This window comes from Idiomarina zobellii (assembly GCF_900100855.1).
Lineage (GTDB): Bacteria > Pseudomonadota > Gammaproteobacteria > Enterobacterales > Alteromonadaceae > Idiomarina > Idiomarina zobellii.
On sequence record NZ_FNCB01000003.1, the window covers coordinates 80,660 to 105,261 of the forward strand.

Annotated in this window: 22 protein-coding genes; 1 reads left to right on the forward strand and 21 read right to left on the reverse strand. The window is 46.6% G+C overall.

Features of this window, described 5'->3' with window-relative positions; genetic code table 11:
• Positions 1-49: 49 nt before the first annotated feature.
• From BLT32_RS04415 to BLT32_RS04510, 20 genes are all read right to left on the reverse strand, one after another.
• Positions 50-1,909 (reverse strand): formylglycine-generating enzyme family protein, encoded by a 1,860-nt coding sequence (locus BLT32_RS04415; protein WP_053953086.1) that lies wholly within the window; start codon positions 1,907-1,909, stop codon positions 50-52.
• Positions 1,910-2,106: 197 nt separating this feature from the next.
• The gene (locus tag BLT32_RS04420; RefSeq protein WP_053953087.1) at positions 2,107-6,570 is read right to left on the reverse strand and encodes a DUF6701 domain-containing protein; all 4,464 of its coding nucleotides are present in this window, start codon (positions 6,568-6,570) and stop codon (positions 2,107-2,109) included.
• Between the two features lies 1 nt (position 6,571).
• Complete coding sequence (locus BLT32_RS04425) at positions 6,572-7,018, reverse strand: hypothetical protein (protein ID WP_053953088.1); 447 nt, start codon at positions 7,016-7,018, stop codon at positions 6,572-6,574.
• A complete protein-coding gene (locus tag BLT32_RS04430; protein ID WP_053953089.1) occupies positions 7,008-7,772 on the reverse strand; it encodes a PilW family protein in 765 nt (254 codons plus the stop codon). Before BLT32_RS04430 ends, BLT32_RS04425 begins: the two co-directional genes overlap by 11 nt.
• Positions 7,772-8,290 carry a type IV pilus modification PilV family protein gene (locus BLT32_RS04435; protein ID WP_053953090.1) on the reverse strand — a complete coding sequence of 173 codons (519 nt, stop codon included), beginning with the start codon at positions 8,288-8,290 and terminating at the stop codon, positions 7,772-7,774. Before BLT32_RS04435 ends, BLT32_RS04430 begins: the two co-directional genes overlap by 1 nt.
• A complete protein-coding gene (locus tag BLT32_RS04440; RefSeq protein WP_053953091.1) occupies positions 8,280-8,705 on the reverse strand; it encodes a prepilin-type N-terminal cleavage/methylation domain-containing protein in 426 nt (141 codons plus the stop codon). The genes BLT32_RS04435 and BLT32_RS04440 overlap by 11 nt, the downstream gene beginning before the upstream one ends.
• 55 nt (positions 8,706-8,760) lie before the next feature.
• On the reverse strand, positions 8,761-9,267 hold the full coding sequence (locus BLT32_RS04445; protein ID WP_053953092.1) for a prepilin-type N-terminal cleavage/methylation domain-containing protein: 507 nt from the start codon (positions 9,265-9,267) through the stop codon (positions 8,761-8,763).
• Positions 9,268-9,298: 31 nt separating this feature from the next.
• Positions 9,299-9,901 carry a prepilin-type N-terminal cleavage/methylation domain-containing protein gene (locus tag BLT32_RS04450; protein ID WP_053953251.1) on the reverse strand — a complete coding sequence of 201 codons (603 nt, stop codon included), beginning with the start codon at positions 9,899-9,901 and terminating at the stop codon, positions 9,299-9,301.
• Positions 9,902-9,958: 57 nt separating this feature from the next.
• Positions 9,959-10,417, reverse strand: coding sequence for a hypothetical protein (locus BLT32_RS04455; protein WP_053953093.1), 459 nt, complete (start codon positions 10,415-10,417; stop codon positions 9,959-9,961).
• A 2-nt stretch (positions 10,418-10,419) separates the two neighbouring features.
• Positions 10,420-11,661 carry a type II secretion system F family protein gene (locus tag BLT32_RS04460; protein WP_053953094.1) on the reverse strand — a complete coding sequence of 414 codons (1,242 nt, stop codon included), beginning with the start codon at positions 11,659-11,661 and terminating at the stop codon, positions 10,420-10,422.
• Entirely contained in the window at positions 11,661-13,376 is a 1,716-nt protein-coding gene (locus BLT32_RS04465; RefSeq protein WP_053953095.1) for a GspE/PulE family protein, read from the reverse strand. The genes BLT32_RS04460 and BLT32_RS04465 overlap by 1 nt, the downstream gene beginning before the upstream one ends.
• Positions 13,373-14,383, reverse strand: a complete 1,011-nt coding sequence (locus BLT32_RS04470; RefSeq protein WP_053953096.1) for a tetratricopeptide repeat protein — start codon at positions 14,381-14,383, stop codon at positions 13,373-13,375. Before BLT32_RS04470 ends, BLT32_RS04465 begins: the two co-directional genes overlap by 4 nt.
• Positions 14,380-15,291, reverse strand: coding sequence for an ExeA family protein (locus BLT32_RS04475; protein ID WP_053953097.1), 912 nt, complete (start codon positions 15,289-15,291; stop codon positions 14,380-14,382). The genes BLT32_RS04470 and BLT32_RS04475 overlap by 4 nt, the downstream gene beginning before the upstream one ends.
• A gap of 5 nt (positions 15,292-15,296) precedes the next feature.
• Positions 15,297-16,967, reverse strand: a complete 1,671-nt coding sequence (gene mshL / locus BLT32_RS04480) for a pilus (MSHA type) biogenesis protein MshL (RefSeq protein WP_053953098.1) — start codon at positions 16,965-16,967, stop codon at positions 15,297-15,299.
• Positions 16,964-17,299, reverse strand: a complete 336-nt coding sequence (locus BLT32_RS04485) for a general secretion pathway protein GspB (protein ID WP_053953099.1) — start codon at positions 17,297-17,299, stop codon at positions 16,964-16,966. Before BLT32_RS04485 ends, mshL begins: the two co-directional genes overlap by 4 nt.
• On the reverse strand, positions 17,292-17,924 hold the full coding sequence (locus tag BLT32_RS04490) for a hypothetical protein (protein ID WP_053953100.1): 633 nt from the start codon (positions 17,922-17,924) through the stop codon (positions 17,292-17,294). The genes BLT32_RS04485 and BLT32_RS04490 overlap by 8 nt, the downstream gene beginning before the upstream one ends.
• A complete protein-coding gene (locus BLT32_RS04495; RefSeq protein ID WP_053953101.1) occupies positions 17,921-18,523 on the reverse strand; it encodes a PilN domain-containing protein in 603 nt (200 codons plus the stop codon). The genes BLT32_RS04490 and BLT32_RS04495 overlap by 4 nt, the downstream gene beginning before the upstream one ends.
• Positions 18,520-19,317 (reverse strand): Type II secretory pathway component, encoded by a 798-nt coding sequence (locus BLT32_RS04500; protein ID WP_235443957.1) that lies wholly within the window; start codon positions 19,315-19,317, stop codon positions 18,520-18,522. The genes BLT32_RS04495 and BLT32_RS04500 overlap by 4 nt, the downstream gene beginning before the upstream one ends.
• A gap of 242 nt (positions 19,318-19,559) precedes the next feature.
• Positions 19,560-20,594 (reverse strand): dihydroorotase, encoded by a 1,035-nt coding sequence (pyrC, locus tag BLT32_RS04505; RefSeq protein WP_053953103.1) that lies wholly within the window; start codon positions 20,592-20,594, stop codon positions 19,560-19,562.
• Between the two features lie 55 nt (positions 20,595-20,649).
• A complete protein-coding gene (locus tag BLT32_RS04510) occupies positions 20,650-21,231 on the reverse strand; it encodes a thymidine kinase (protein ID WP_053953104.1) in 582 nt (193 codons plus the stop codon).
• 102 nt (positions 21,232-21,333) lie between these two features.
• On the opposite strand from BLT32_RS04510, the gene BLT32_RS04515 reads away from it, so the two are divergent.
• Positions 21,334-22,560 carry an adenosine deaminase family protein gene (locus tag BLT32_RS04515; RefSeq protein WP_053953105.1) on the forward strand — a complete coding sequence of 409 codons (1,227 nt, stop codon included), beginning with the start codon at positions 21,334-21,336 and terminating at the stop codon, positions 22,558-22,560.
• A gap of 4 nt (positions 22,561-22,564) precedes the next feature.
• Here the strand turns inward: BLT32_RS04515 and BLT32_RS04520 are convergent, their stop codons facing one another.
• Positions 22,565-24,553, reverse strand: a complete 1,989-nt coding sequence (locus BLT32_RS04520; RefSeq protein WP_053953106.1) for a GGDEF domain-containing protein — start codon at positions 24,551-24,553, stop codon at positions 22,565-22,567.
• Between the last annotated feature and the right edge of the window lie 49 nt (positions 24,554-24,602).

The window sequence follows — 24,602 nt, forward strand, 5'->3', positions numbered from 1 at the left end:
TCCCTACTTATAAAGCTAACAGAGTGACAGCAAAGAGCGCAGTAAGTACTTACTGCGCTCTTACAACACGAAATCCAATGTAGTTAGAGTTGAAATCTGCCGGAAGTTCCATTTTTGTCGAAACTCGGGCAAGACTTGGCGTAAAGTTCCACGCACCGCCTTTCACAACGACACCGTTGTCAGTTTGCGCCCACTCCCAGACATTACCAACGGTATCAAATAATCCCCAAGGATTACGGTGGAAACTGGCTACTGGTGCAGGACGTTGATTAGACCAGTCAGAGCCACAGTTGCGGCAGTTTGCCTTACCAAAACCAACATCGTTACCCCACCAAAAGTCCGTTTCAGTTCCAGCACGAGCGGCATATTCCCACTCAGCTTCGGTTGGTACGCTGTATTTAAATCCGCTTTTCGTTGTCAGCCAGTCAGCATAAGCTTTCGCATCGTTGTAGCTTACGCATACAACGGGTGAGTTATCAGACTGTTTGTAGCCAGGGTTCTTCCAGCTAAGTTTTTCGTTAAACTCAGGACGGCCATTTTTTAATATGGCGCAAGTTCCTTGCTTTTCTGCGTCGGTTACATACGCCGTATCTTCAACAAAGTTTCTGAAATGCTTTACGGTGATTTCAGTATCGGTAATACCTAACGCACTAGGTATTTCACGAGTTTCTGCTGGGCGTTCGTTCGGCAAGCCGTTTCCTGCTAAATCACCCATTTTAAACTTTCCTGCAGGAACAACTACGAGTTCAGGACCTCGAACGTCACGATACAAAATATCCTGGATTTTCTCGCCACGAGTAAAAGAGTATTCGGATTTTTCCAGCTCCGCTCGAATAGACATAGCGTCTTTTAGGCGAATTTTTTCAGCATAAGCTGAATAGCCATACTTCAAGATTTCAACTTCGTGCTCGCCACCTGGCAACATGACTTCGATAGGTGTTGAACCATAACTGACACCATCAATGATAACTTCGTCGTCGTATACGTTTGAGCGTATTGTTAACGGGTGCATGACGGAGCTATCAACCGTGTCTTCTTGAGCCGTCTCTATGTTTCCTGGACGTTGTTCTGCGGCACAATAACGCATGTCTACACCGAGTAACGTACACGCCTGACTCTGTGGTAACTGACCACGAAGTTCTACCGCTAACTTAACACCATAGTTACCAGCGCCGCTAAAACCGTTGCTAATAGTCTTTGAACCTAAAATTTGAACATTTGGGCTAGCTTTTTCAAGGTTTTCACTTACTAATGACGACTCACTTAAGCTTGCAAGTATTTCATCGAGGTACTGCTTAGACGCTTTCTGCTTTGCCATTAACTTACCGCGATTTTCACACTGCCCCAGAGTCTCATTTCTGTCACAGCTAATCGACTGACTCACTTCAAGATCGCCTGTGCGATTGAACTCGTCTTCTAATCGGTCGATTCGAGCAATGTTTCTTTGCTCTTTTAACGTTTCAATTTCGTTAATTAGGCTATGTTTGCTAACCCGTGCTTCTTCCACTTCTTTCGATTTTTGGTTCACCAAGCTGACTTGTTGTTTTATGTCTTCTTTGTTTTGCTGATGAGCCATAACCGCTTGCTTGTACGCTTCCTGAGCGCCAGCAATATCAATTGTGGGGTCTTCTACTAAGCGTTGGTAGCGGTCATTCATTTCCGCCAGGGTAGACTCTCTTTTCTGCTCAAGTTCGTTATTACGCTCGCGTAGATTTTGCAACTTATCCCTTAGCTCCCGCTCTTCTTGCTGAAGTTGATTCACGGTACCGGAAAAGTTTTCAAAATCGCTCTCTAGCGTCGAAATTTGATTTGTAATTTCTTCGACGGTCATCTCTTGCTGAGCAAGAGCCGTCGAGGCGAGAGTCAATGTAGAGGCCATAATTAAGGCCAGTCGAGCCAATCGCATCATGTTTCCATTCCAAGCTTGAAAAAATAACAAAGCGGCGTAAAAGCCAAAGCCGTCATCGCGCTATCGTTATTGTAATAATAATGAACGTTCGTCAACGTCGCGCATTTTTTGTTTAAACTCTGCTTTATGCTATTTGCTTGTTAACAAAAGAGCAAGAGGCATTGTCACCGAATTGTCGATTATTCGTTAAAAGAATACTACCATCCTAACTCACGCCAGTAAATCTGGCGATCGCGGCCTCGGTAAATACCGAAGGTTCCTTCGGCTTGAGGGTTTTCATCAAACGAGCCATCGCCCGACCAATCATATTTAAGATAATCAGTATCGAGTTCGAAAATAAACGAATAAGGATCTTCTGCACCTGACGACACCCATCTGAATAACTGGTTAATCTCTTTATTCGGCGAGCTTAGCAAACCGTTAGTGAGTTTTACGTTAGTCGGTGCTGGCTCCAGACTTGCCATTGATTCATCGAGCAGGCTTACATCGCTTCTATCAACAACCGTACAGTTATCGGCGTCGTTTGCATAAAATTCACCGCTTTCCCAATATTCCACTGCGCCAGCAATTGGCATGACATCATCCATTGCCGCGTATGTGTCCTGAAGATTCAAACGACCATAGTAAAGATTTGCTGAATCTAGCTCCGTCGCTCCGTTCGATGCTGGCAAAACACTATTTTGAAGCGTCGAGTAAAAGTTCCCATTTTCTTGGTCATCAAGCTGCCATCCCAGAATGTAATCTTTAAATGGACCATCGGGTTGTCCCGAACTTAAACGCGAAACCGTTACTGAAGCACTTCCGGTAAACTGACCTACACCCTCGCCCCATTCCCAGACACCGTTATAACTGACGGCGTGATTGACGAGTTGGTTCCCAGACGAGTCATAAGCGTAAAATAGCGGTTCGGCTTTTGCTAAAGAGCCGGTGTAGTTAAACGTTTTATTACCTGATGCATTAATCGCTTGTGCTGACAGCTCGATAGGTTGCGCCTGCTCCATGTAATGGAAATCGGTACAAGTTCCAGTAAATTTAGCGGTGAGCGGCTCAAATTCATACGGAATAAAACGGCCTATTTCAGTCAACTCACTGCTAACTTCAAGCTCAAATCCCAACGAATGATATCCCGGTAGGTAGTTCTCACTTTCAATATAAGCAGTTACGCGAGTTAAACCCACCTCAGAATAACTCAACCCCTCATTCCTAAAAATACCATTTCCGACTTTATCGAAGCCATTAGCATTACTGAGCATTCCATCCCGAATAGCCGGACCGATTGCTTGAGTTTCTGGTTTAAGTTGCAAAGTTTCAGGGACTGTTTCATTACCGAAGTTTGGAGTTATATCACCTTGACTATTACGAGCTGTCAGCTTCGCAGTAAACTCCTCTCCAGCTTTAGCCAGAATACCACTTTGGTAGCTGCCGGGGGAACTCTGAAACGGCTCGACTCGAATCGAAGTAGGAGCCCAGACAAAAGCCTCCGAGGTTCCTTGTATTTCGCCGTTAGCCAGTTCCGCTCTCGCCGTTAACGTAATGGCCCCAGCATCTGCGTAGTTCACTTGTAAATCTGCTTTTCCGTCATCAAAATCAATATCTACATCGCTGAATGTATTTTCCACGACTTCACGACCATTGACTGTTGTCCCCATTAAACATTCATCAGGATCGACACAGTTCATACTCATAGAGACGGAGTTTAGAGGTTCAAGAATAGCCTCACAAGCAAAGGTCTGAGTATTAGTTTCTACTGCCCAGAGCTTAAGGTTGTTGTATGGCTCCGCTGAAATCTGCCGAGGTATATCCTTACTATCTAAGTTGTCCCCGTTAGTAAAAATAAAGCCAGTATCGCGGAACTCAATATTGCAATTTTCAGACAAACTGCCGTTAACGATGCACCTCGCTGAGTTCTGTGGCTGAGGTGAAGTCTCTCCATTATCAATGGCTAAGGTATAAGTGCCTGCATTCACTTGCTTGAGAGTTGAACGGCTCAAAGGTGATACGGCTACAGGATTACTTGACCACTCACCAACCAAAGTACTCAGTTCAACAGTTGCTTCAGCAGGGTACGTTTCTGAGCAATCAAAATTAGCGCATGCTTTTATGTCCACAGGCGCACCACTGCAAGTTAAAGCCGGACTACTATATGATAGTTGATAATGATGCAACGAAAGTACAGGCGGTTCACTATCTGTCGCTCGACAAAAACTTCCGCCTTCAATCGGCTCAGTTGGTCGTTGATAGGTTATATCTGGGCCAAATACATTCCACCAGTCCCACCAATCATTTCCCTGAACCCTTCCACCGACACTGATACTGCCTGTGATTTCCGTTTGATAGAAAATGCTTGATTCATACGACAAATCACCTGCGACATAAATATAACCGTTAATTTTAACATTCTGTTCTAAATTCAGGTCACCCGTCACAACAAGTATTAGTTCGTTAGCATCTCCATTTCTATTAATTCTTCGGCCCGACTTGATGGTTAAATCTCCGTCAATATAAACACGTGATGTTTGGCCGTTAGTTGAATAATTTTCACCAACATCCTCAAAATCTCCCGTTCTCAAATAATCGATAGGCTGGAGGTTTGCGGGTAATTGATTTTCCCACTGACTACCTGGCAAGCTAAAAGGAATAGGAATAGAGTTATTTGAGGTGCCGCGTTCCGGCCAAACGGCTTCACAAAGGGGCCTCTCGTTGCCACATGGCCTGGTTCTTTCTTTTAAAGTAGTAACCTCATCTGAGGTTAGAGATCTATTTCCAATAAAAACTTCGTCAATTTCACCATTGAAACTAAAGTCAGATGTTCCTTGGCCGCCAATGTACAAATTATCCGATACTGGATTTAAAGTATAACTTCTATTAATAGAAGTTTCGTCCACCAATTGCCCATCGATATAAAGCCTTAAACGACGTGCACTTTTATCGTAAGATGCGGCTAAATGGTGCCAGGTGTTATCAAATAAACTATCTTGGCCTCGCTGCGCGTTACCTGCCTCGACCTTAAAAAGGCTGCCATTATCGTTGCGTATCTCGAAATAAATTCCACCACCATCCGAGCGGTCTTGTCGGTAAACTTCAAATCGCCCAAATGCACTTTCTGTAGGCCCGTCACCCATCATGAGTAAAGTCTGGTAGCTTTCCCGTTGATCCTGCTCTCGTGCTTCTCCCTTAAACCAAAAAGCCACAGAAATAGATTCAGCACTAGCAATTGAAGCCGCATTATTCACGCGAACCGCATTGTTACCGTCAAACATCCCGTAACCACAAGTACCTGGACTTCCGGAAATTGCAGGTTCACTCCCTTCGGTACTAGCTCCTCTTAATGCCACACCGTTTAAGTCATTACCTGAGGAATCCAAAACTTCTCCTGAACTCCCCTGCCACTGAGACTCGTCAAACTTCCAGTAACCTAACTTTCCTAACGATGGACTGGGAGGTTCACCATCACAAGGCCCCCGGTTATTGTTCCTGTTACATGTTAGACCGATAACAGAGCCTTCTCCCAGATCACCGTCTTCATCACCATTCTTCGCATTAACATATCCCTCTACTGTCGAACGAACCTCTAGTTCAACATCACCACGCGAGTTAATGTTCCCCTTAATACGCCCTTGTGTTCCTAGCGAAACATTGCCATCGGCATCAATCGAACCATCTACTTCCGCCAGGAAGGTCAAATCAACTTTACCTCCAGCTTTAATGTCTCCCTTCACACTTCCTTGTTGCCCCAGCGACAGATCGCCACCAGCATCTACATAACCATCAACGCGCGCCCTATCCTCTAAATCTACTTTCCCAGAGCTATTTATATTATTTTCAAATACAGTTCCTTTTCCCGCGCTGAAATCAGCTGAACCATTTATTTCACCTATTACTTTTGTTCTATTCCCGATATCAATGTCACCTTTGGAAGAAAGTGTGGTTATTCCTCCCTGGACATTGGAACCCTCACCAATTTTCACCTCATCAGTTGAAATAATACTCCCGGCAATTTCTGAACGATCTCCCAGTTCAATTGAATCACCTGATTGAATACTTCCACCGAATTCGACGCCATTGTCGCTCTCTATTTCACCTCCGGATATCACATCGCCAAAAATTTTGGCCTGACTCTCTATTGATACTTTCCCGCCAGCTCGCACTGTTCCACTAACATTAGCCTGGCTGTCAATTTCAACATCAGAAGAGGCTCCTATACCGCCAGTTATTTGCGATTGACTTCCGAGCCCTACATTATTTGCCGATATAGCTCCTAGCTCTTTCGTTCTATCGCCTATAGAGACTTCGTCAGCTTTTTTAATAGTTGCAGCTACAGACGCATCGTCGCCAACCGTGAAGTTGCCACCGATATCAAATTGAAGGTCTTGCGCACTGCCACCACTGTTGACCTTTACTCGATCACCAAGAGAAACGTCTTCTTTTACATTTATAGTAATTGGTAACGATGGGTTTCCTCTAAACTCAATGATATCGCCGTCATTGAGTTCCAGACCAGAGTCACATTGAAATGTACTCGTGTTTCTATCGTAATCACAATCAGGAAACACTTCTTTTCCAGAGTTGCCGGGAGGAGGTATCTGGTACGTTTTAGCTTCCACTAAGGGTGTAAATAATAAAAATGCTAAAACCATGAGTGGTGAGTAACGAATATACATTTTAATTTTCCACTCGCGTTTCTATTTGCAGCTCTCGTGACGCTCGCTGTTCACCAGCTTCGCACTCTGCGCTAGAAGTGCGAACCATATGGATATATGTCGTATTAGAGTCATCAGTAACTGTTGCACTGTCACAACTAATTTTAGCGCGACACTGTTTCAAGCTTTGGTTCCCTGCGAAAGTATATTCGGTGCCATCAACGCCGCAGCTGGTATCAGGAGCATTATATAAAGGATAAACCGTCATCATCGCTTGTTCCAAACCTGACTGAGCAGCTAAATAGCTGCGCGCACCGAGCACTTCGATGACTACACTCTCAGAGGAGCTTCTCAGCAAGCTTGCCAGCGCCGCAACCAGTCCTCCGAGCACGACAATCACAAACACCGCGATAACCAAGGTGTTGCCTCGTTGTCTATACATAGAGTTTAAAGGGCTGTTATGGCGCATTGGGAATGTGCACCTCGCGATAATAGAAAACTTGTTCTTCAGCATTTTCGCCAAACTGAAGCTGTATGGTGACAATATTATTACTTTGCTGATTATTAGCGGTTACGTCAAAGGGTTCGTCGGAGCTCACTCCTGTTGCAATCAAATCTCCGTTAGTCCACTCTGTTTGAGCTTGACTCCATCCGTAATCACTGACTCTAAATAGAGTCCCCGCGCTCAGACAGAAACTGACTGGTGTGCTGCCTATGTAGGCTCTTTTTAATGGTGACTCTTTCGCAAAGCGAATCTCTTCATTAAATGTTAATTCAAACTCAATTTTATTTGCTTTCTCATAACTTTGAATATCAGCATTACGCCCAGAATCTCCGTAAATAAAATTAGGCCGTGTCGCATATATAAAAACACGTTCATTTCCATTAATGTCATCAGGGCTGTCAGCAAAAGTCACCAACGTCATTTCATTACCTGAATCTGACTGAATGGGTGCATTATAATATGTTCCAGCCACTACAATCGGAACAAACTCAATACAGTCACCACTCACACGTACACTATTCGGAACCGCACCACGTATTTCCCGCGTCAGCCGCTCAATAGCAAAGCGGCTTTTCTCGATAGTTTGTAAACGTTCAGAGCCCGTGCTGAACATTTGTGCGCCAATACCCACAAATTGAAAGCTAAAACCAGCAACTATCGCCAGCAAAACAATGACGATGACGAGCTCTATTAAAGTGAAGCCTCTTTGCACGCTCATCACCAGTTTCCCTTAATGGCGCTGAACTCGATACTCTCGTCTTGAGGCGTCGTTACTGTGACTGTAATTCTCTTTAGCTCATTCGCTTCTTTTTCGGCAACGCACACTTGGGCTTCAAAGCCGTTATAACGGTTAGGTGCTGAGCCACTAAGCTCTGCACCAGTCAACCTCAAGCCATTGTAGTCGTCTACATCATCGAACTGTTTTCGTTGAGCTTCTTCTGCATTAGGCGTGCTTCCGTCACTGGGGCATGGTGCTGGTGTTGTGCAACTTCCCGAGCCTTCAGAACAACGTACATATTGGTTCCCGACATTAGAGTTCTCATCGAAACGGCGCGCCATTACTTCATTCATCAAACTTTGACCAACTTCAGTCGCTCTTACCTGTTGCCAGGGATCAACACTTTGCCGAAATAGTTGACCTAAGCCGGTTGTAACAACCAAGGTCACAATGGCAATAACCACAATGCCCGCAATAAGCTCAATGAGGGTGAAGCCTTGTTCTTGTTTATTGCGCATCAATAAAGCCCTCTTTATTAATGCTGATGGTGCGGCTAACGCCTGAGCTTTCGGTAATGGTTACTGTGCAACCACCGTCGCAATCAAGCGTTGGTTGTCCGAGTGCATTAAATCCTATAGTGATATTAGCGGGCGAAAACGTAATGTCATCGAGGTTGCTGAGCTGAAGGCTATTGTCTTCGTTGTAAGGTGGGTTGCCCAAAGTGCTTTCTGTCACAGACACGCTATAGTCGTTCATCGTATCTTGCATCGCCTGCTGTTGAACGGCTCGCAAAATACTCATGGCTTGTAAGCGGACTGTTTGGCTTTTCGTACCGGAATCACTAATAAAAATAGGGCTGGCAGATACAGCTAGAATACCGATAATGACCAGTATGATGATGAGCTCGATGAGGGTGAAGCCTTGGGATTTCATGAGAGGCCCCGAGAGCAAAGATGCGCGCAGCTTACGCGCATCTTTTGATAACAGTTTAACAGCCAGATGTATCTACGGTAATTACCGGAGGAGTATTTGCGTCAGTTGCATCAGTGTAACTAACCTGACAGTCCCCAGCGCTGGCCAAATCCGTACCTGTATCGTCAACTGATTCAGCTGGAGCGATGTAAATTGTAGTTCCATCAACTGTATAAACCCAGTCTTCCCCGGCAAAATCATCTGTAGAGGTTGTATCATAGGCACTCAAATTTGCGGCAGTCGCAATTCCTGCCTGTGTGGCTGCTGGGTAACCATTAACGGTAGCTACACCATTAACCTGCACGGGAGTAGCCGAAGTACCATTCAAATCATCATCAATTGCAGCTCTCGCGTAAACAGTTTGCGAAGCGCCTTGAAGTGCACCTTTCAAACCTTTTACGGTCGATGTTCGAGCATCACTCGAAAAATTAATAAACTGAGGTGCGGCGGTTACAGCCAAAATCCCCAAAACTACAATGACAATGATCAGTTCGATCAGAGTAAAACCTTTTTGATTGCGCATAATTAAAACTCTCAGTTGTGATTTAAAAAAATTATTGGTTGTTGCTGTGAATACTCACGCCGCCATTACGTGGATTATAAACGAAAGCGTTGCCCAGTGTCAGATAATCATCACCAGATGGCGCATTCGCTTCATTTTTTATGGTGTTCGCCAAATAGTAAACACACATATCATTGCCCGTTGTGGAGTCCTGCGTCACATAAGTGAAGTAACGCGTTTCTTCCAGATTAGCAAAGTCTTCTGACACTGTCGGTGCGCCCTGCAATATCGATTGCATGATGCTTGCACAGTCAGCTGCCTGAATATTTTCATCGTGCGCAGCGTTATTATCGCCACTCACCGGATAACCCGTATTGCCATCGACATACAGCAATACCTGGTCCATAGACACTTCAGCGCCAGCGCCGGTAGACGCAGCTCCTTTAGGACGTCCACTCAGCTCCCACTCACCACGAACGATACCAACGGCACTAGCAAAGCCCCCGGCAACGCCTTCAAGCGCGGCATCTTCGGCATCAGAAGAAACGTCAGTGAATCGCGGAATAGCCGCCGCAGCCAATAGGCCGAGAATCACTACCACGATTATCAGCTCAATAATGGTGAAGCCCTGTTGTTTCTTCTGTCTGTTGCGCATGTTCCCACTCATAGTTAGCCTCTATAAATCCATTTTATAACAAGTTATCAACAATGCCTACCGGCGTTTTTCTCGCTCTATACGGCCTTGATCTGCATCAAACCAAAACCAGGCTTTATCATTTATTGCATAAAAGCATCGATTTCCCTCGCGCGTTGCGCTTAGCGCACTAGGGGGTATTTCGCCACCTAACTTACGCCACAAGCCCAAGCAATCATTACCAACCGACGGCCATCCTTTATCATTCACCTTAATAAAGCCTGCCGGCGAATCAGCACGTTCAAACAGTGCCACTGTAGCGGGCTTTCCTTGGCGCAACCATTCTGCCCGAACCAAACTGACGGCTTCTGAAAATGTCGACAGCGCGACGTCTTTCTCTGTTTCCCGCCAGTGCTGTGGCTCGTCAATAAGCAGCATTCTCACAGCAACCGCTGATAAAACCAAGAACACAGCGACGACCAGCACATTTTGCAGTCGCCGTAGACCTTTCCGTTCTTCCACGTCGTTTGCCGTCATTATTAACGCCCCTGGTAGGCACTCATCATGTCCCACATTGGCGTGAAAATACCTAGTGCCAGTATCAGCACCATAACCGCGACAACAGCAATCATCAGCGGCTCAATACGCGCTGTTAGGGTCTTAAGATCATAGTCGGTTTCACGTTCATAATATTCCGCCACTTCCAATAGCAAGGTGTCTACCCGTCCGGTTTCTTCACCCACTGATATCATCTGCAAAATAAGCGGCGTAAACAAGTTTGACTGTTTAGCCACCCGCGACAAATTCTCACCGCGCTCAATACCTCGACGCATTTCAATCACTCGATTTTCCATCCAGGCATTATCAACGGCTTCCGCAACCAACGACAGAGCTTGTGTTAGCGGTACGCCCGCTCCCAGCATGACAGAAAAGCTTCGTGCAAAACGTCCGAGCATGGCGCGGCGTAAAATAGACCCAATAACCGGCACTTTCAGTTTTAACGTGTCCCACATAAGCCGTCCGGGCGGGGTTTCTTTGTAATACCGCAAACCGAAAAAAGCGCCGACCATAAGCGCCAATAGCAGCGGCCAGTACGAAACAAAAAACTGGGAGGACCCTAGCAGGGCTCGAGTCGCCCAGGGCAGCTCCACATTAAAACGTTCAAACATAGACGCAAACGTGGGGATAACGAAAATGTTCAATACAAACATTGCCACCACCAAAGCGATAAGCACAAAGCTGGGGTAACGCGTCGCTGCTTTAATACGCTTACGGGTGTCTTGCTCGTTTTCTAAATAGACCGCTAACTGCTGAAACGACTCTTCCAATTGGCCAGTGTTCTCGCCGACATGGACAATAGCAATAATAAGCCTTGGGAAAATGCCTTTATGCTTAGCCATGGCTGCTGACAAATTTCGACCGCGCTCGAGCTGTTCATGAATGTCTTTCAGTGCCTTACGCAAACTCTTATTTTGCGTAGTGTCTCCCAGCCCCTCTATCGCACGAAGCATAGGGATACCCGCCTGCGTCAACGAGTACATTTGTCGGCAAAATATAATCAGTTCGTCGAGCGACACTTTGGGCTGCAAGGCGTCAGCAACCTTTGCCTTTATGTTGTCCCAGCCCGGAAGCGCCGCGCTCGTTGGCGCACTTCGGTCTATGGCTATTGGCGTTAAGCCGCGTTTCATTAACGTATCAGCTGCACTGCGTTCGTCACCGGCTTCCACCGCGCCAGTTTGCAACTGACCTTGTTTGTCGCGGGCTCGGTAACGAAACTGCATTAAATGTTGTCCTCAACACTTTCCGCCAGGAACAAGACTTCCTCGACGGTAGTCACGCCCTGACGCGCGTACTCTAATGCAACAGACGCCATCGACTGATACCCCGGGTGCTTTTTAGCCGCGTGGGCAAAGGCTCTGGTGTCGTTGTCTCGCAGCGCATCCATCATTTCGCCATTCATCTCGAGAAGCTCAAACACACCGATACGTCCGTGATAGCCGGTATGATTACAGTTCTGACAACCTACGCCATGCTTAAACTCAAACTTGCTACTGCCTTCCAATAAATGTTCTAGCCACTGCTGCTCGGCGTCATCCGGCTGATAGCTTTGCTCACACTTTTCGCAGACTCGACGCACCAAACGCTGTGCTAATATGCCGCGTAGCGCTGCGGCTACCAGGTAAGACGGAGCTCCCATATCAATTAATCGCATGGCACTGGTTATGGCGTCATTGGTGTGCAACGTCGATAGAACCAAGTGCCCGGTGATAGAGCCTCGCAGCCCAATTTCTACGGTTTCATGGTCGCGCATCTCACCCACCATGATAATGTCAGGGTCCTGACGCAAGGTGGTTCTTAGCACTCGAGCAAAGTCGAGGCCTATCTTGTTGTTCACCTGAACCTGCGAAATACGGGGCAACCGATACTCCACCGGGTCTTCGACCGTAATGACTTTTTTCGCTTCCGTATTCAGCTCGCTGAGCGCACCATAAAGCGTGGTTGTTTTACCCGAGCCTGTAGGCCCAGTCACCAGCAACATGCCGTGGGGACGCTTAATTAACGACCGTACCCGCTTCAAGATATTGTCTGGCATACCGGTTTGCTCCAGCGACAACAATCCCGCGGACTGATCCAACAAACGCATGACGCATGACTCACCATATTGAGTCGGCATGGTCGACACACGCACATCAATATTGTGCTTGCGAATTTTCATGTTGAAGCGACCGTCCTGAGGCAAACGACGTTCGGAAATATCCAGCCCCGCCATCAGTTTTAACCGCAGCACCAGCGCATTGGCTATATTCGTTTCATCAAGTACGTTTTCCTGCAGCACACCGTCGATGCGCTGACGAATACGCAGTTTGTTTTCATCGGGTTCTATATGAATATCCGATGCCCGAACCTGAACTGCATCTTCAAAAACAGACTGCAATAGCTTGGCTACGGTTGCTTCTTCACCCTCCTCGTCCAGACTCAGTTGGCCCAGTTCAAACTCTGAGGTTTCTTCGTACTCATCCTGCAGCTGGCTGGCAAAGGTTTCTATTTCTTTCGTGCGGCGGTAGAGGTTATCGAAAGCGGTTAACAGTTCGCCTTCAGGCACAACAGCCAACTCAACCTGCCGCGGTGCCAACAATTGGTTTATAGCATCAATAGACGATAAGTCCGCCGGATCACTCATTCCGACTAGGGCTTCACTGTCGTCTGCTTCAATAACTAACGCACGGTGGCGACGAGCCTGCACTTCCGGTAAAAGCTTAAAAGCCTCTGGGGGAATACGTCGCTCGGTAATACTCAACAACGGCAGTTTTAACTGTTGCGCCAGAAACTCCAACAGTTGCTGCTCGGTAATATAGCCAAGGTCGATTAGCGTCGCACCGAGCTTACGCCCGGTTTCGCGTTGCTTCTCCAGTGCTGTCTCCAGCTCTTTCTCGCTGATGATTTGCTCATGAACGAGTAAATCACCCAACCGCATTTTGAGGCGAGGACGTTTCATGGCTTACCTGCTGAATTTGCTTGTGCTGACAACGCAGCTATTTTTTGTTCGATAAATTGCCGGGTCGGCTCATGAGTCACGCGTTGAAGCGCCTGCTGGTAAGTACTTAAAGCGGCGTTACTCCCCTGTTGCTCTTGTGCGAGCGCCTTACCAACATACCAACGGCCTTCAGTGGGCTGCGCTTCTATCAGCCGTGTATAGGCTGTTTCTGCCACTTCATAATTACCTGTGTCTTGCGCCAACAAAGCAATTTTTTGCGAGTAGCCTGGCTTTTTATCCGCGCTAGGCCAGCTCTTTAACAAGACGTTTAGCGCCGCACCAGGTCTTGCTTCACGCTCCAAAATACGCGCACTCAGCATCCTAAAATCGGTATCTGTTCTGTCGCGCTGAAAACCGACTTCCAACGTTGCCAACGCATCAGTCACCTTATTACGACCGTATTGTAAAGCCGCCAATTGCTTACGCACTCGCTTATTGTCCGGTGTTACCGATAACGCTTGGCGCCAGTACTCTTCAGCTTGAGTCAAACGCCCTTGCTGCTGGGCCTTTTCTGCCTTTTCAATGTTTTGTTGTGCGATCTCTTCAGGCGTTAACTCAACAGACTTCTTTACGAAGACGCCGTCACTATCCTTGCTAATTTTTTCCGACTCTTTCTCTATTTTCGCTTCTGCTAATTGCTTGGTTTGCTTAGGCGCAGGCTTTTTAACCTCATTCGCTTTATCCACCGAGCTGGTTTCATCTGGCTGGTTTTGCGATTGCACCGACTTCTGTTGAGCCGCTTCAGGCTGAGGCGATTGCCCCCCTTCATAAACCGTCATTGTCTGGTTGTCGTTCGCTGGCCACAATAAGACCCCGAACGATATGCCCACAATAGCGAGTACAAGTATGACCCAAGGCAACTTCGATTTTGGCTCCGAGCGTTCAACAGCACTGCCGCCTGCGTCACGGTCGAATGGCTCCTGCCCGCGCTTATCGAGGTCTTTCAGGACTTTATTAATTAAACTCATAGCCCACCCTCAGTAATTTGCCAGTAGCCCATGACCGCGATTAACAAACAAATTGCCGCAATACCAATACTTAAAGGCAGCCAGCGCCCGGACTCTAGACGAGTGTCTTCCGTGTCTTTCACAGCGAACCTAAGGTCACGACTTGTCAATTTATGACGCCCCTCGCCGTAGGCCAGTAGCATCATTTTATGGCACAACATATTCACTAACCGTGGCACTCCGCGGCTACACCGATGAATGTGTTTAATTAAGTTCCAGTTAAAAATTGGCGTACCTTTGTAGCCCGCAACCTGCATGCGGTGCGCAATATAGTCCGCTGTTTCATCCGCGTTCATCGCCGTTAGCTTATGGGAAAAGCTGATACGTTGACGCAGTTGCCGAAAAGCTTTTTGAGATAAGCGTTCGTCGAGTTCCGGCTGACCTAATAAAACAATATGTACCAGTTTCCGGCGCTCTGTTTCTAAGTTCGACAATAGCCTTAATGCTTCGAGGCTTTCTTCCGGCAGTGCCTGCGCTTCGTCGATAATGATAACCACTGACTGGTCACTTTTGCTGATATCCAATAACCGCTGCTGTAATGCTCTGGCTAACTGCTGCTGATTACCGAGCTTGTCGGTCTCTACATCGAGCTCTTGTGCAATTGCCAACCTAAGCTCGGCAGGGTCAAGGTACGAGTCCGGAACATAAGCGGCTTTGAAGAAGTCCGGCATTTCATTAAGCAAGCGCCGACACAATAAGGTTTTTCCGGTGCCCACTTCGCCGGTGATTTTTATAAACCCTTCACCGGTTTTGAGCGCAGTTAAAACCACCTCAAAAGCCTCATGGTGACTTTTGAGATCGTAATAGAACTGCGTGTTCGGCGTTATAGTAAAAGGCAGTTCACGTAAGCCGTAGTGGTAAAGGTACATACTCGCTATTGCTCAATATCCGGGAACCATTCATTCAACAGTTCTCGGGAACGTTTTAGCTCATCACGCCAAGTGTCAACGCCAACAACAGTCGGTTTCAATAGAATAACCAACTCCTTTTTCTCCTGACGATTACGACGATTCGTGAAAAGCTCACCCAACAGCGGAATATCGCCCAGAAGCGGCACTTTACCCACCTCTTCCGAGTTCACGGTTTGCATTAATCCGCCCAGTACAACAATTTCGCCATTACGCGCCTTAACGATAGTATCCGACTCGCGAATATTGCTGCGCGCCAGCGGCAATACGAGTTCTCCGTCTGTTAAAGTAATGACCTTTTGCTGCTCTTCTGTTTCAACAACCGATGGATGCACATGCAAAATAACTTCACCGTCATCACTAATTTGCGGGGTGACATCTAACGAGATCCCTGAAAAGAACGGTGTTAAGTCGACATTGGAGTTGGACACAGCGGCACCGGTTCCACCAGCAAGATTCGTGGTGGAATCTACGTTGGTTACGTAGTACTCGTCTTCACCAATTTTAATAACCGCTTTTTGGTTGTTCGATGCACTTACACGGGGGTTAGACAGTACTTGTACAGTTCCCTGAGTTTGCAGCATTTCTATCATGCCGTTAAAGCCGTTCGCTTCGTCACTGTAGCTAAGACCAAACAAACCGCCTATAGCTGCCGACGTTGCATTACTTGGAGTAACACCATTAAATTCAACGTCAAAACCTGCATTCCCTGAAGCCAAATCACTCCAGTTAATGCCCTGCTGATAACCGTCATTAAGGGTCACTTCAATAATGCGAGCTTCCAATATCACCTGGCGTTGTAAGCGGCTTTCAAGGGTTTCAATAAAGTCACCCACCGCTCGTAATTTATCCGGCGACGCCGTAACACTGACGATGCCCGCCTGCGGTGATAAAACAACATTGCCACCACCAATAATACCCTCTATCACTTCTTTCAAGTCACCCCATAAGTCTGTTTCAGACTGGGTATTAATACTGGAGCCGTTGCCCTGCAACTGTTGGTTCGTTCTGTTGTACTGGCCACTGTCATTGCCAGTAAAGGGTGTTCCTGTTGAGTTGTACGCACTGGAGTTATTATTACTGCCACCCAGACGATTATTGTCACGCTCTTCGCTCACGCCGCCGCCTGAAATTTCGGTCTGCGACATACCAAAGCGTTTTAGCGATAAGTAATCAAGAGAGAATGTTTTGGTTCGCACACCCGCCGGGTACACCTGAATAGTTCGTCCCTGACGGCGAATTTCAAAGCCGTAAATATCCTGAACGGCGCTCAGCGTTTCATTCAGTGTTACGTCTTTTAAGCTCAAAGAAATGCTGCCGGAAACGTCGGGGTGCACCAGCATGTTATAAGGCGTGTCAGCCGCTAGCCCATAAAAGAACTGTTTTGCGTCAATGCCTTCCGCCTGCAGTACAAAGCGGTCTTCTTCTAAAAGCTCAATACCCTGCTGCTCTTGTGCGCTAACGTCCTGACGCAAGTAATCACTGACAGCTGCAGGCATACCTCCGGATTGTTCAGGCGCAGCTTCATTCGTTGCATTGTCGGGGGTCATTGCTTCTTTTTCTTTATTCGGAGTATAACCTGGTTGATACGCACACCCCGTTAAGGCGACACTCATCACCAGTAATAGTATTCTCATTGTTCAGCTCCCGACTTCAATTCCGTTAGCGGCTGAAAAACACTTAAAGTAATACGCTCACCACTTCGGTTTAAATACACTTTATTCGGTAAAATTTCTGACACCGTAAAACCACCCACTCTATCGCCTTCTTTTACGCGTTTATCATTTATTAACGCCAGCTTCTTCAAGTCCGAGTAAATTATCTGCGACAGCTGAATATCAGCAGCTTCAGCCGATGACACAGGCGTTACCGCATCCACAGGCGGTCGTGTTGGATCGTTCTGCTGAGCAAACGCACTAGCAGTTGCGCCCACGGTCAAGGTCAAAATAACGCATAACCATCTAACCACTGATAAACTCCTTATCAGTACTGAGCAAATGCCATTCCAGAGTCACTTGCCCCTGCGGATAACTTTGCACCTGATAATCAAAGTGCGCCCAAATGACATTGGGATGCTTACTTTGCAGCTCTTTGACAAACGCCAGGGTTTCAAAGTAAGTACCTGCGAACGTCGCTTCAACGGCGTGCTCATATAAAGCAATGCTGCCCGTTTCAAAGACTTTACGCGGCTCTTTGGCTGTTAAAGTCTGCATTTTCAGAGATTTTGAAGTATTTAAAACCGTATTTAAAAACGCCTTTCTCTGTGCAACTTCTTGCAATGCTTCGCTACGCTCAATGGACTGCTGTGCGTTATTAGCAGACGTTTGGAGCTGCTTTATTTCCTGGCGCAAAGGTTCGTTAATATCTTTATCGAACTCCGCTTTCAGCTCTTCTACAGCGGTACTGACCTGTTCAATTTGTTGAGTTAAACGCTGATTTTCAGTGTTCAGCGTCGATGCCTTCTCTAAGTCAGGCATAATCACATAACTGAGCATTGGCAGCACAATAATCAGAACCGCCGCAATAGCTATCATCACCCGCTGCCGCGCCGGAAGTGCTCCAAAATTATCTTCAAACTGCTGCCAACGACTCATTCTTCTGAAGTTTCCTCAAGTCTTTCTGTGCGTAACTGAAAAGACTGATAGCCTTCTTCACTACGTGACAGTTCAACGACCGCAAAACGTTTACTGGCCAATAGCTCAGACTGTTCAAATTTATCCATCCACAACACTAACTTTTCTGTGTCGGTTGCGTAACCTTGCAAGTAAATCTTTTCGCCATTAAGTCCGAAGTTTTCCAGCCAAATACCCTGCGGAGTGATTTCTGACAACTCTCTCAATAAAGAAGCCACCGCAGACGAAGCCGACGTTTCAAAGTCACTAATACTTTGTCGAAACGTTCTTGCGTCTTGAATATAGGTTTGTAATTCCGTTTTCTTAGCAACCAAATCGGGGCTTTGTTTACGGTTACTTAAACGGTCTCGCAACGACGTTAATTGGTTATTGGCGGTGTTTAACTGCTCGGTCAGCCTTTCATTCTTAGCTTGAGCCTGGCTTTGTTGCCACCCCGCAATAGTCACTAAAGCAAGAATCACTACCGCAATAACCACTAAACCCACGGTTAACTTACCCAGGGTTAGGCGCTGATTAACAGGGACTAAGTCGCCACGATATAAGTTAACGCTTTGCTTCATTGCGGTAACTCCTCGAATACAGCTAAACCTGGCAAGTCAGTAAAGTCACCCTCTATTAATTCTTGTGACCACTGTGGATAATGATAAACACTGCACTCTACGGCCAGCATTTGCGCCAAACTCATTGCTACGACATCTTGTTTCACGTGCTCAATAGCAATATGGATATGTTTTATTGGCGCTTGTCGTAAATGACTTTCAAAGTAGTCGACTGACCGCTGTAACTCCGTCGCTAATGGCTCCAGCGCGCCTGCTTCTATTTCTTCTTCGGTGTACCTATCTATTGCGGCAACGCCGCGCAAAATACGGGTAAACAGCAGTCCTTTCGAGGTGTAAATTTGAGCCAAATACTGCTTTTCCTGAGTTTGGTAAATAACCATTTCAGGATAAGAGGCCGGCTTAATTAGGCTCGGTAATGTCAGCTCAGATACAGTAATAGCCACCAATGACAGGTCATTGTCTTCCAAAAAGTCGACCCATGGTTTGAGCAACTGCTTACTCGCTGCCACCGCCACGACTTTATCCTGTCCCGTTGGTTGCTCAGGAAACTCGTAGTAATCCGCGATAATATCGTCTGCTGATAAAGACACGAGATCATCTAAACTATATTTCAGGCTCTCTGCAATTTCTTCCTGGTCGACCATGGGGCGGTCAACTAGCACAGATTCATAACAGTCAGTTCCCAATACCAGTGTCACGGAAGCATCTTTCAATGACAGCCGTTTGTATTTTTTTAGAATATGAGCCACTTTTTCAATGAGGTTGCCGGGCTGCGCGTCTTCTTGATCGTTCACAATGAGCTCACACTTTCCAGCGTAACTCTTTGCGACTAATAAACGCACACTTTTTTGCGTAATTTGGAAGCAAACGTGATGAGCATTTTTTTTCTGTTGCTTAAATCCAAACACCCGGCAACACCTTTTTATTATTTTTAAAGCATCTTATCAGAATCTTTGCAAAGCACATTATAAAATGCACTTTAAACACTCAAATATAACTAATATCATAACCCATATTTCTATGGGCTCTTTCACTCTTAGCTCTGAACCTTCCAGTTAAGTGATTCACCCGACCAATACGGCACCATAGGTCCGTTTGCGGTATCCACCGTTGCAGGTACCTGCCAAGTCTCTTTCACAAGAGTCAATTCGTTGGTATTTCTTGGCATACGGTAAAAGTCTGCACCAAAGCCACTGGCGAAATCGGCCAGTTTATCCAGCGCACCATGTGCATCGAAAAACTCAGCGTAGAGCTCAATAGCCGCAGGTGCGGAATAACAGCCCGCACAACCACATGCTGTTTCTTTTTTGTCTTGTGTATGTGGCGCAGAGTCGGTTCCTAAAAAAAACTTCGGATTACCCGACAGGGCGGCTCTTTGCAGCTCCATTTGATGAGAGCGACGTTTTAAAATGGGCAGGCAATAATTGTGAGGGCGCACGCCTCCAACCAATAAGTCGTTGCGGTTCATCAGCAAGTGCTGTGGTGTCATTGTCGCAGCCACATACTCAGACGACTCTTCAACAAAGGCAACAGCGTCTGCCGTTGTTATATGCTCGAGTACCAAACGCAAAGTCGGGAATTTTTCCGTAATAGGACGTAAGTGGCGGTCAATAAAGACTTTCTCACGGTCGAAAATGTCCACGTCAGCGTCTGTTACCTCTCCGTGCACCAGCAGCGGCACCTCGTGTTGCTGCATGGCTTCTAGCACTGGCGCCAGCGCATCAACCGACTTAACTCCGGCTGCGGAGTTTGTTGTTGCCCCGGACGGATACAGTTTAAAGCCAATGATATGCTCGTTGGCAGCTGCTTCGGCAACCAGTTCGGGGGTAGTTTCAGCGGTCAGGTAAAGCGCCATCATTGGCTGAAAGCGGTAGGTTTCAGGTAGCTGCTGTAAAATGCGCTGGCGGTACGCCATAGCTGCTTCGACAGTGGTTACCGGCGGAACCAAGTTTGGCATAATAACCGCGCGGTTAAATACCGCCGCAGAAGCCGGTACCGTTGTTGCTAACATCGCCTCGTCACGTAGGTGCAAGTGCCAGTCATCGGGGGTTGGAATTGTGAAAGTTTGCATAGTCATACGCCACTGAAAAATGATGCCCTATTGTAGCGTATTATTCAGTCGCTTGTTAGCGCAGCTGCATAGCCTCTTTCCAATGTTTTCGACAACAAGACACATAGCGGTCGTTACCGCCTATGGCTATTTGCTGTCCCATGCGCACCGCATTCCCTTTTTCGTCGACGCGCAACGACATCGTGGCTTTGCGCCCACAATGGCAAATGGTTTTCATCTCCACCAGCTTGTCGGCAACGGCTAACAACACAGCACTGCCCGGAAATGCGCTGCCAAAGGCATCGGTGCGGATGCCGTAACACATAACTGGAATGTCGTCGGTATCAGTCAGAGTTGTCAATTGCCAAACTTGTTGCTCGGTTAAAAACTGGGCTTCGTCAATCAAGACGCAATCAATAGCTTTACGCTTATGCTCCTGCCGAACAAGTTCGGTTAAATCACACTTGTGGGTAAAAGACAGTGCTTTGCGATCGATGCCTAAGCGCGATGCAATTTTGCCATGCCCCGCGCGATCATCGACTGCCGGCGTCATTAGCAAGACATGCTGCTCACGCTCTTCGTAATTATGCGCAACCTGCAGTAAGGATGTACTTTTGCCCGCATTCATAGCGGAATAGGTGAAATAAAGTGAAGCCATTTCTATTCTTGTTATTTTTAATACGCTGTCAGAATTGATGCAGAGATTAGCACGATTTTATGCCAAAATGTGACAAAGCAACGCAATTCAGGAGCTCTTCCCATGCACTATTCCCCCGAATTTATTAAAGCCATTCCCAAGGCAGACTTGCACCTGCACCTAGACGGTAGCTTACGTGCCAGTAGCCTTGTCGATATGGCAAAGCGCTCGGGTATTGAACTTCCCAGCTATACCGAAGAAGGCTTGTTCGAAAAGGTATTTAAGTCGCACTACAACAATTTGGGTGAATATCTCAACGGCTTTCAGTACACCTGCGCGGTACTGCGTGACCTCGAAAACTTAGAGCAAGCCTCTTATGAATTGGCGGTTGATAATCAGGAAGAAGGCGTTAATTACATAGAGGTTCGGTTTGCGCCGCAGCTACTGATGGATCCGAGTAAGGGCGTTACCTTCGATACCATTATGCACGTAGTTAATGACGGCTTATCGCGGGCGAAGAAAGAGTACAACAATCGTTCGGACGTTAAAAACGGCGATAAGCCTCCGTTTGACTACGGCATTATTAACTGCGCCATGCGCATGTTCGGCAAAAAGGGATTTTCGCCCTATTACACACAAATATTTCAGTTGATGCGCGACTTTGAACCGATGCAAGTGATTAAAACGGCAGCAATGGATTTAGTGCGTGCCAGCGTTCGTATGCGTGACGAAGAAGGTATGCCGATAGTCGGGCTGGACATTGCCGGTCAGGAAATTGGCTATCCGGCGGGCGAATTTAAAGAGGTGTATGAATACGCGCACGAGAACTTTTTACTGAAAACCGTGCATGCGGGTGAAGCTTATGGCGCGGAGAGTATCTTTGAAGCGTTAACCAAATGTCATGCAGACCGATTGGGGCACGGATATTCATTGTTCTCGCCAGAAATGACGGAAGACCCATCCATTGAAGATCCAAAAGCCTACGGTGAGAGTTTGGCATCTTATATTGCTGATCGACGCATTGCGGTTGAGGTTTGCCTGACCAGTAACCTGCAGACAAACCCAGCAATTGGCGATATCAAAAACCACAACTTCAAGCACATGCTGGATAATCGCTTAGCCACCATTATTTGTACCGACAACCGTTTGGTGTCACGCACAACAGTGACTAACGAGTACCAACTAGCACTGGATAACTTCGATATTTCGTTAAAACGCTTAAAGGATATTGTCGCTTACGGCTTTAAAAAGAACTTTTTCCCAGGCCGTTATGTTGAGAAGCGTAAATACGCCAAGCAGAACCTGGCGTATTTTGACAAGGTGGTCGAGCAGTTTGGTTTAAACGATTAACGAGTTACTGGTCGTTTGATGTTTTCAGTTTCACACCCTGGTGCTTATCAAGGCTTTTGAATCCTTCGTTAAGCACCTTTTCTTCCACCTCTTTCGTGGGTATTTCGTTAATGCAAACCCACCTATTACGACCTTGTGACTTGCCATAATACATAGCTGTATCAGCCAATTGCACCAGGGTTCGCCAATGCGGTACCTGGTCAATATCGGTCAAGTACGGACAAATGACCCCACCGACCGTACAAGTAACAGGTAACTCTAAACCATTTGGCAGAATAAACGGCTTTTGCGTAACTGCCTTGTGAATGCGCTGAGCAATATTGTGAAAGTCATCCTCGTCATCGACTTTTGCAACCACAAGGAACTCTTCTCCACCCCAGCGTACAAGCATATCCTGCTCTCTTAGTGCGTGCGTGACGCGGCGGGCAAATTCTTTTAACACCTCATCGCCAATGTCATGACCATAAGAGTCATTCAGCTTTTTGAAGTAATCAATATCGAACAGATACACCGCAAGGCGCTTATTGTCTTCTTCGCGATTCGCTAAGTTAACAGCGTCTAGCTCGCGCTGTATACGGCCTTCGAAATAAAGCCGATTATGTAGTCCGGTAAGAGAGTCCCTCTGGCTGAGCGCTTTAAACCGTTTGGCCTGGCGCAGCTTCTGCCGTATCTGCAATAAACCGAAAACCACCACTAGTATAAAAATAGCGATAATGGCATACATAAGATTCGACTGGGTCTCACGTCGTTCGCGCTCTGCATCTTTTAAGAGCTCTTCTTTTTCCAGCAAATCTTTCTGTAACTCTGACTCGAGCTGCAAGCGACTGAGCTCTGCACTCGACGCCATAGCGCTACTGCTTTGCTTTAACTGATTTTGCAGTGTGCTTTTGTACAACTGGTAAAAATTCTCATGCCCTTCAATCCGAAGATCTGAGCTTTCCAACTCGGACATCCGCTTATAGACATCCAGCTTCACTTCTAATTGAGTGTCCGGGTGCAGGTTATGGCAGGCGGGCACGTCATCTTGATTATTCAACTTATGATTGACCAACTGTTGATAACAAGCCAGGTACCGTTCAACAACGGGGTCTTGATCTTCAAGCTGTGCGGATTGGTCAAGGTAATTAGCCGCTAATTCTGCCTTACCTAATTCAACTGCGGATAACGCAGAAAAAACCAAAGCAGACTTCGCCTGTACAGCTTGTTCCAAATTAACTTTTCCAAGCCAGTCTAAGGCTTTTTCATAGTCTCGTTCATGCAATGCATTGGCTACACCGAGGTTAAAGTACGTTAAATCAATGGTGTTTTGTGCGTGCTCAGGCGGTAGCTGGTTATCGTCCCTTAATGCCTTTGTCCGTTCCAGGATATGCTTGTGCAGTTGCATACCTTTTTGCCGATAGTTCGCGTCACCGTACATAATATAAAGCGTAGCGGTATCCTGCATGACACCGTTTAACACGAGCCAAGGTACACGTTGGTCTTTCGCAAGTGATAATGCTTGTTCAAAACTCTGAAAGGCTTGCTTAATATTACCGCTACTCGACTGCATCCAACCAATTTCAGCTAGAACTGACACCGCAAATTCCACCCATCCTTCTTCAAGAAGCTTTTCGTGCAGCTCAAATAGTTTGGAAATTCGTTGCTCGTAACTAAGGTCGTCTACCGCTAAACAAGTATAGCGATAATAAAAGTCAAAGCTTTGAGGTGGATGAGACTCACAAATTGAATTGGTTAACGTTGGCTCGCCGTTGTCGTCATATTCAAATGCGAGCATACGTTGCAATCGGTATTCTTCTACAACATTGATGTCTTCATTCAGTCGTTCATTCAGCCAGTTGACTTTTTCAAGGTAACTCAGCGTACCGTACTCAGCCGGAATAGGCGGCAACTGCTCTAGTTCTTCTAAAGAGATAGAGTCGTCCTGCGCATAAACGCCTGTCGTCAATGCGAGTGATATAACTAAGGTAAGCAGAAGTTGTATTGTCAGTTTCATACTGACAAATTTAGAGGGAAAACAATGCGCTGACAAGGAAAGCGTAATA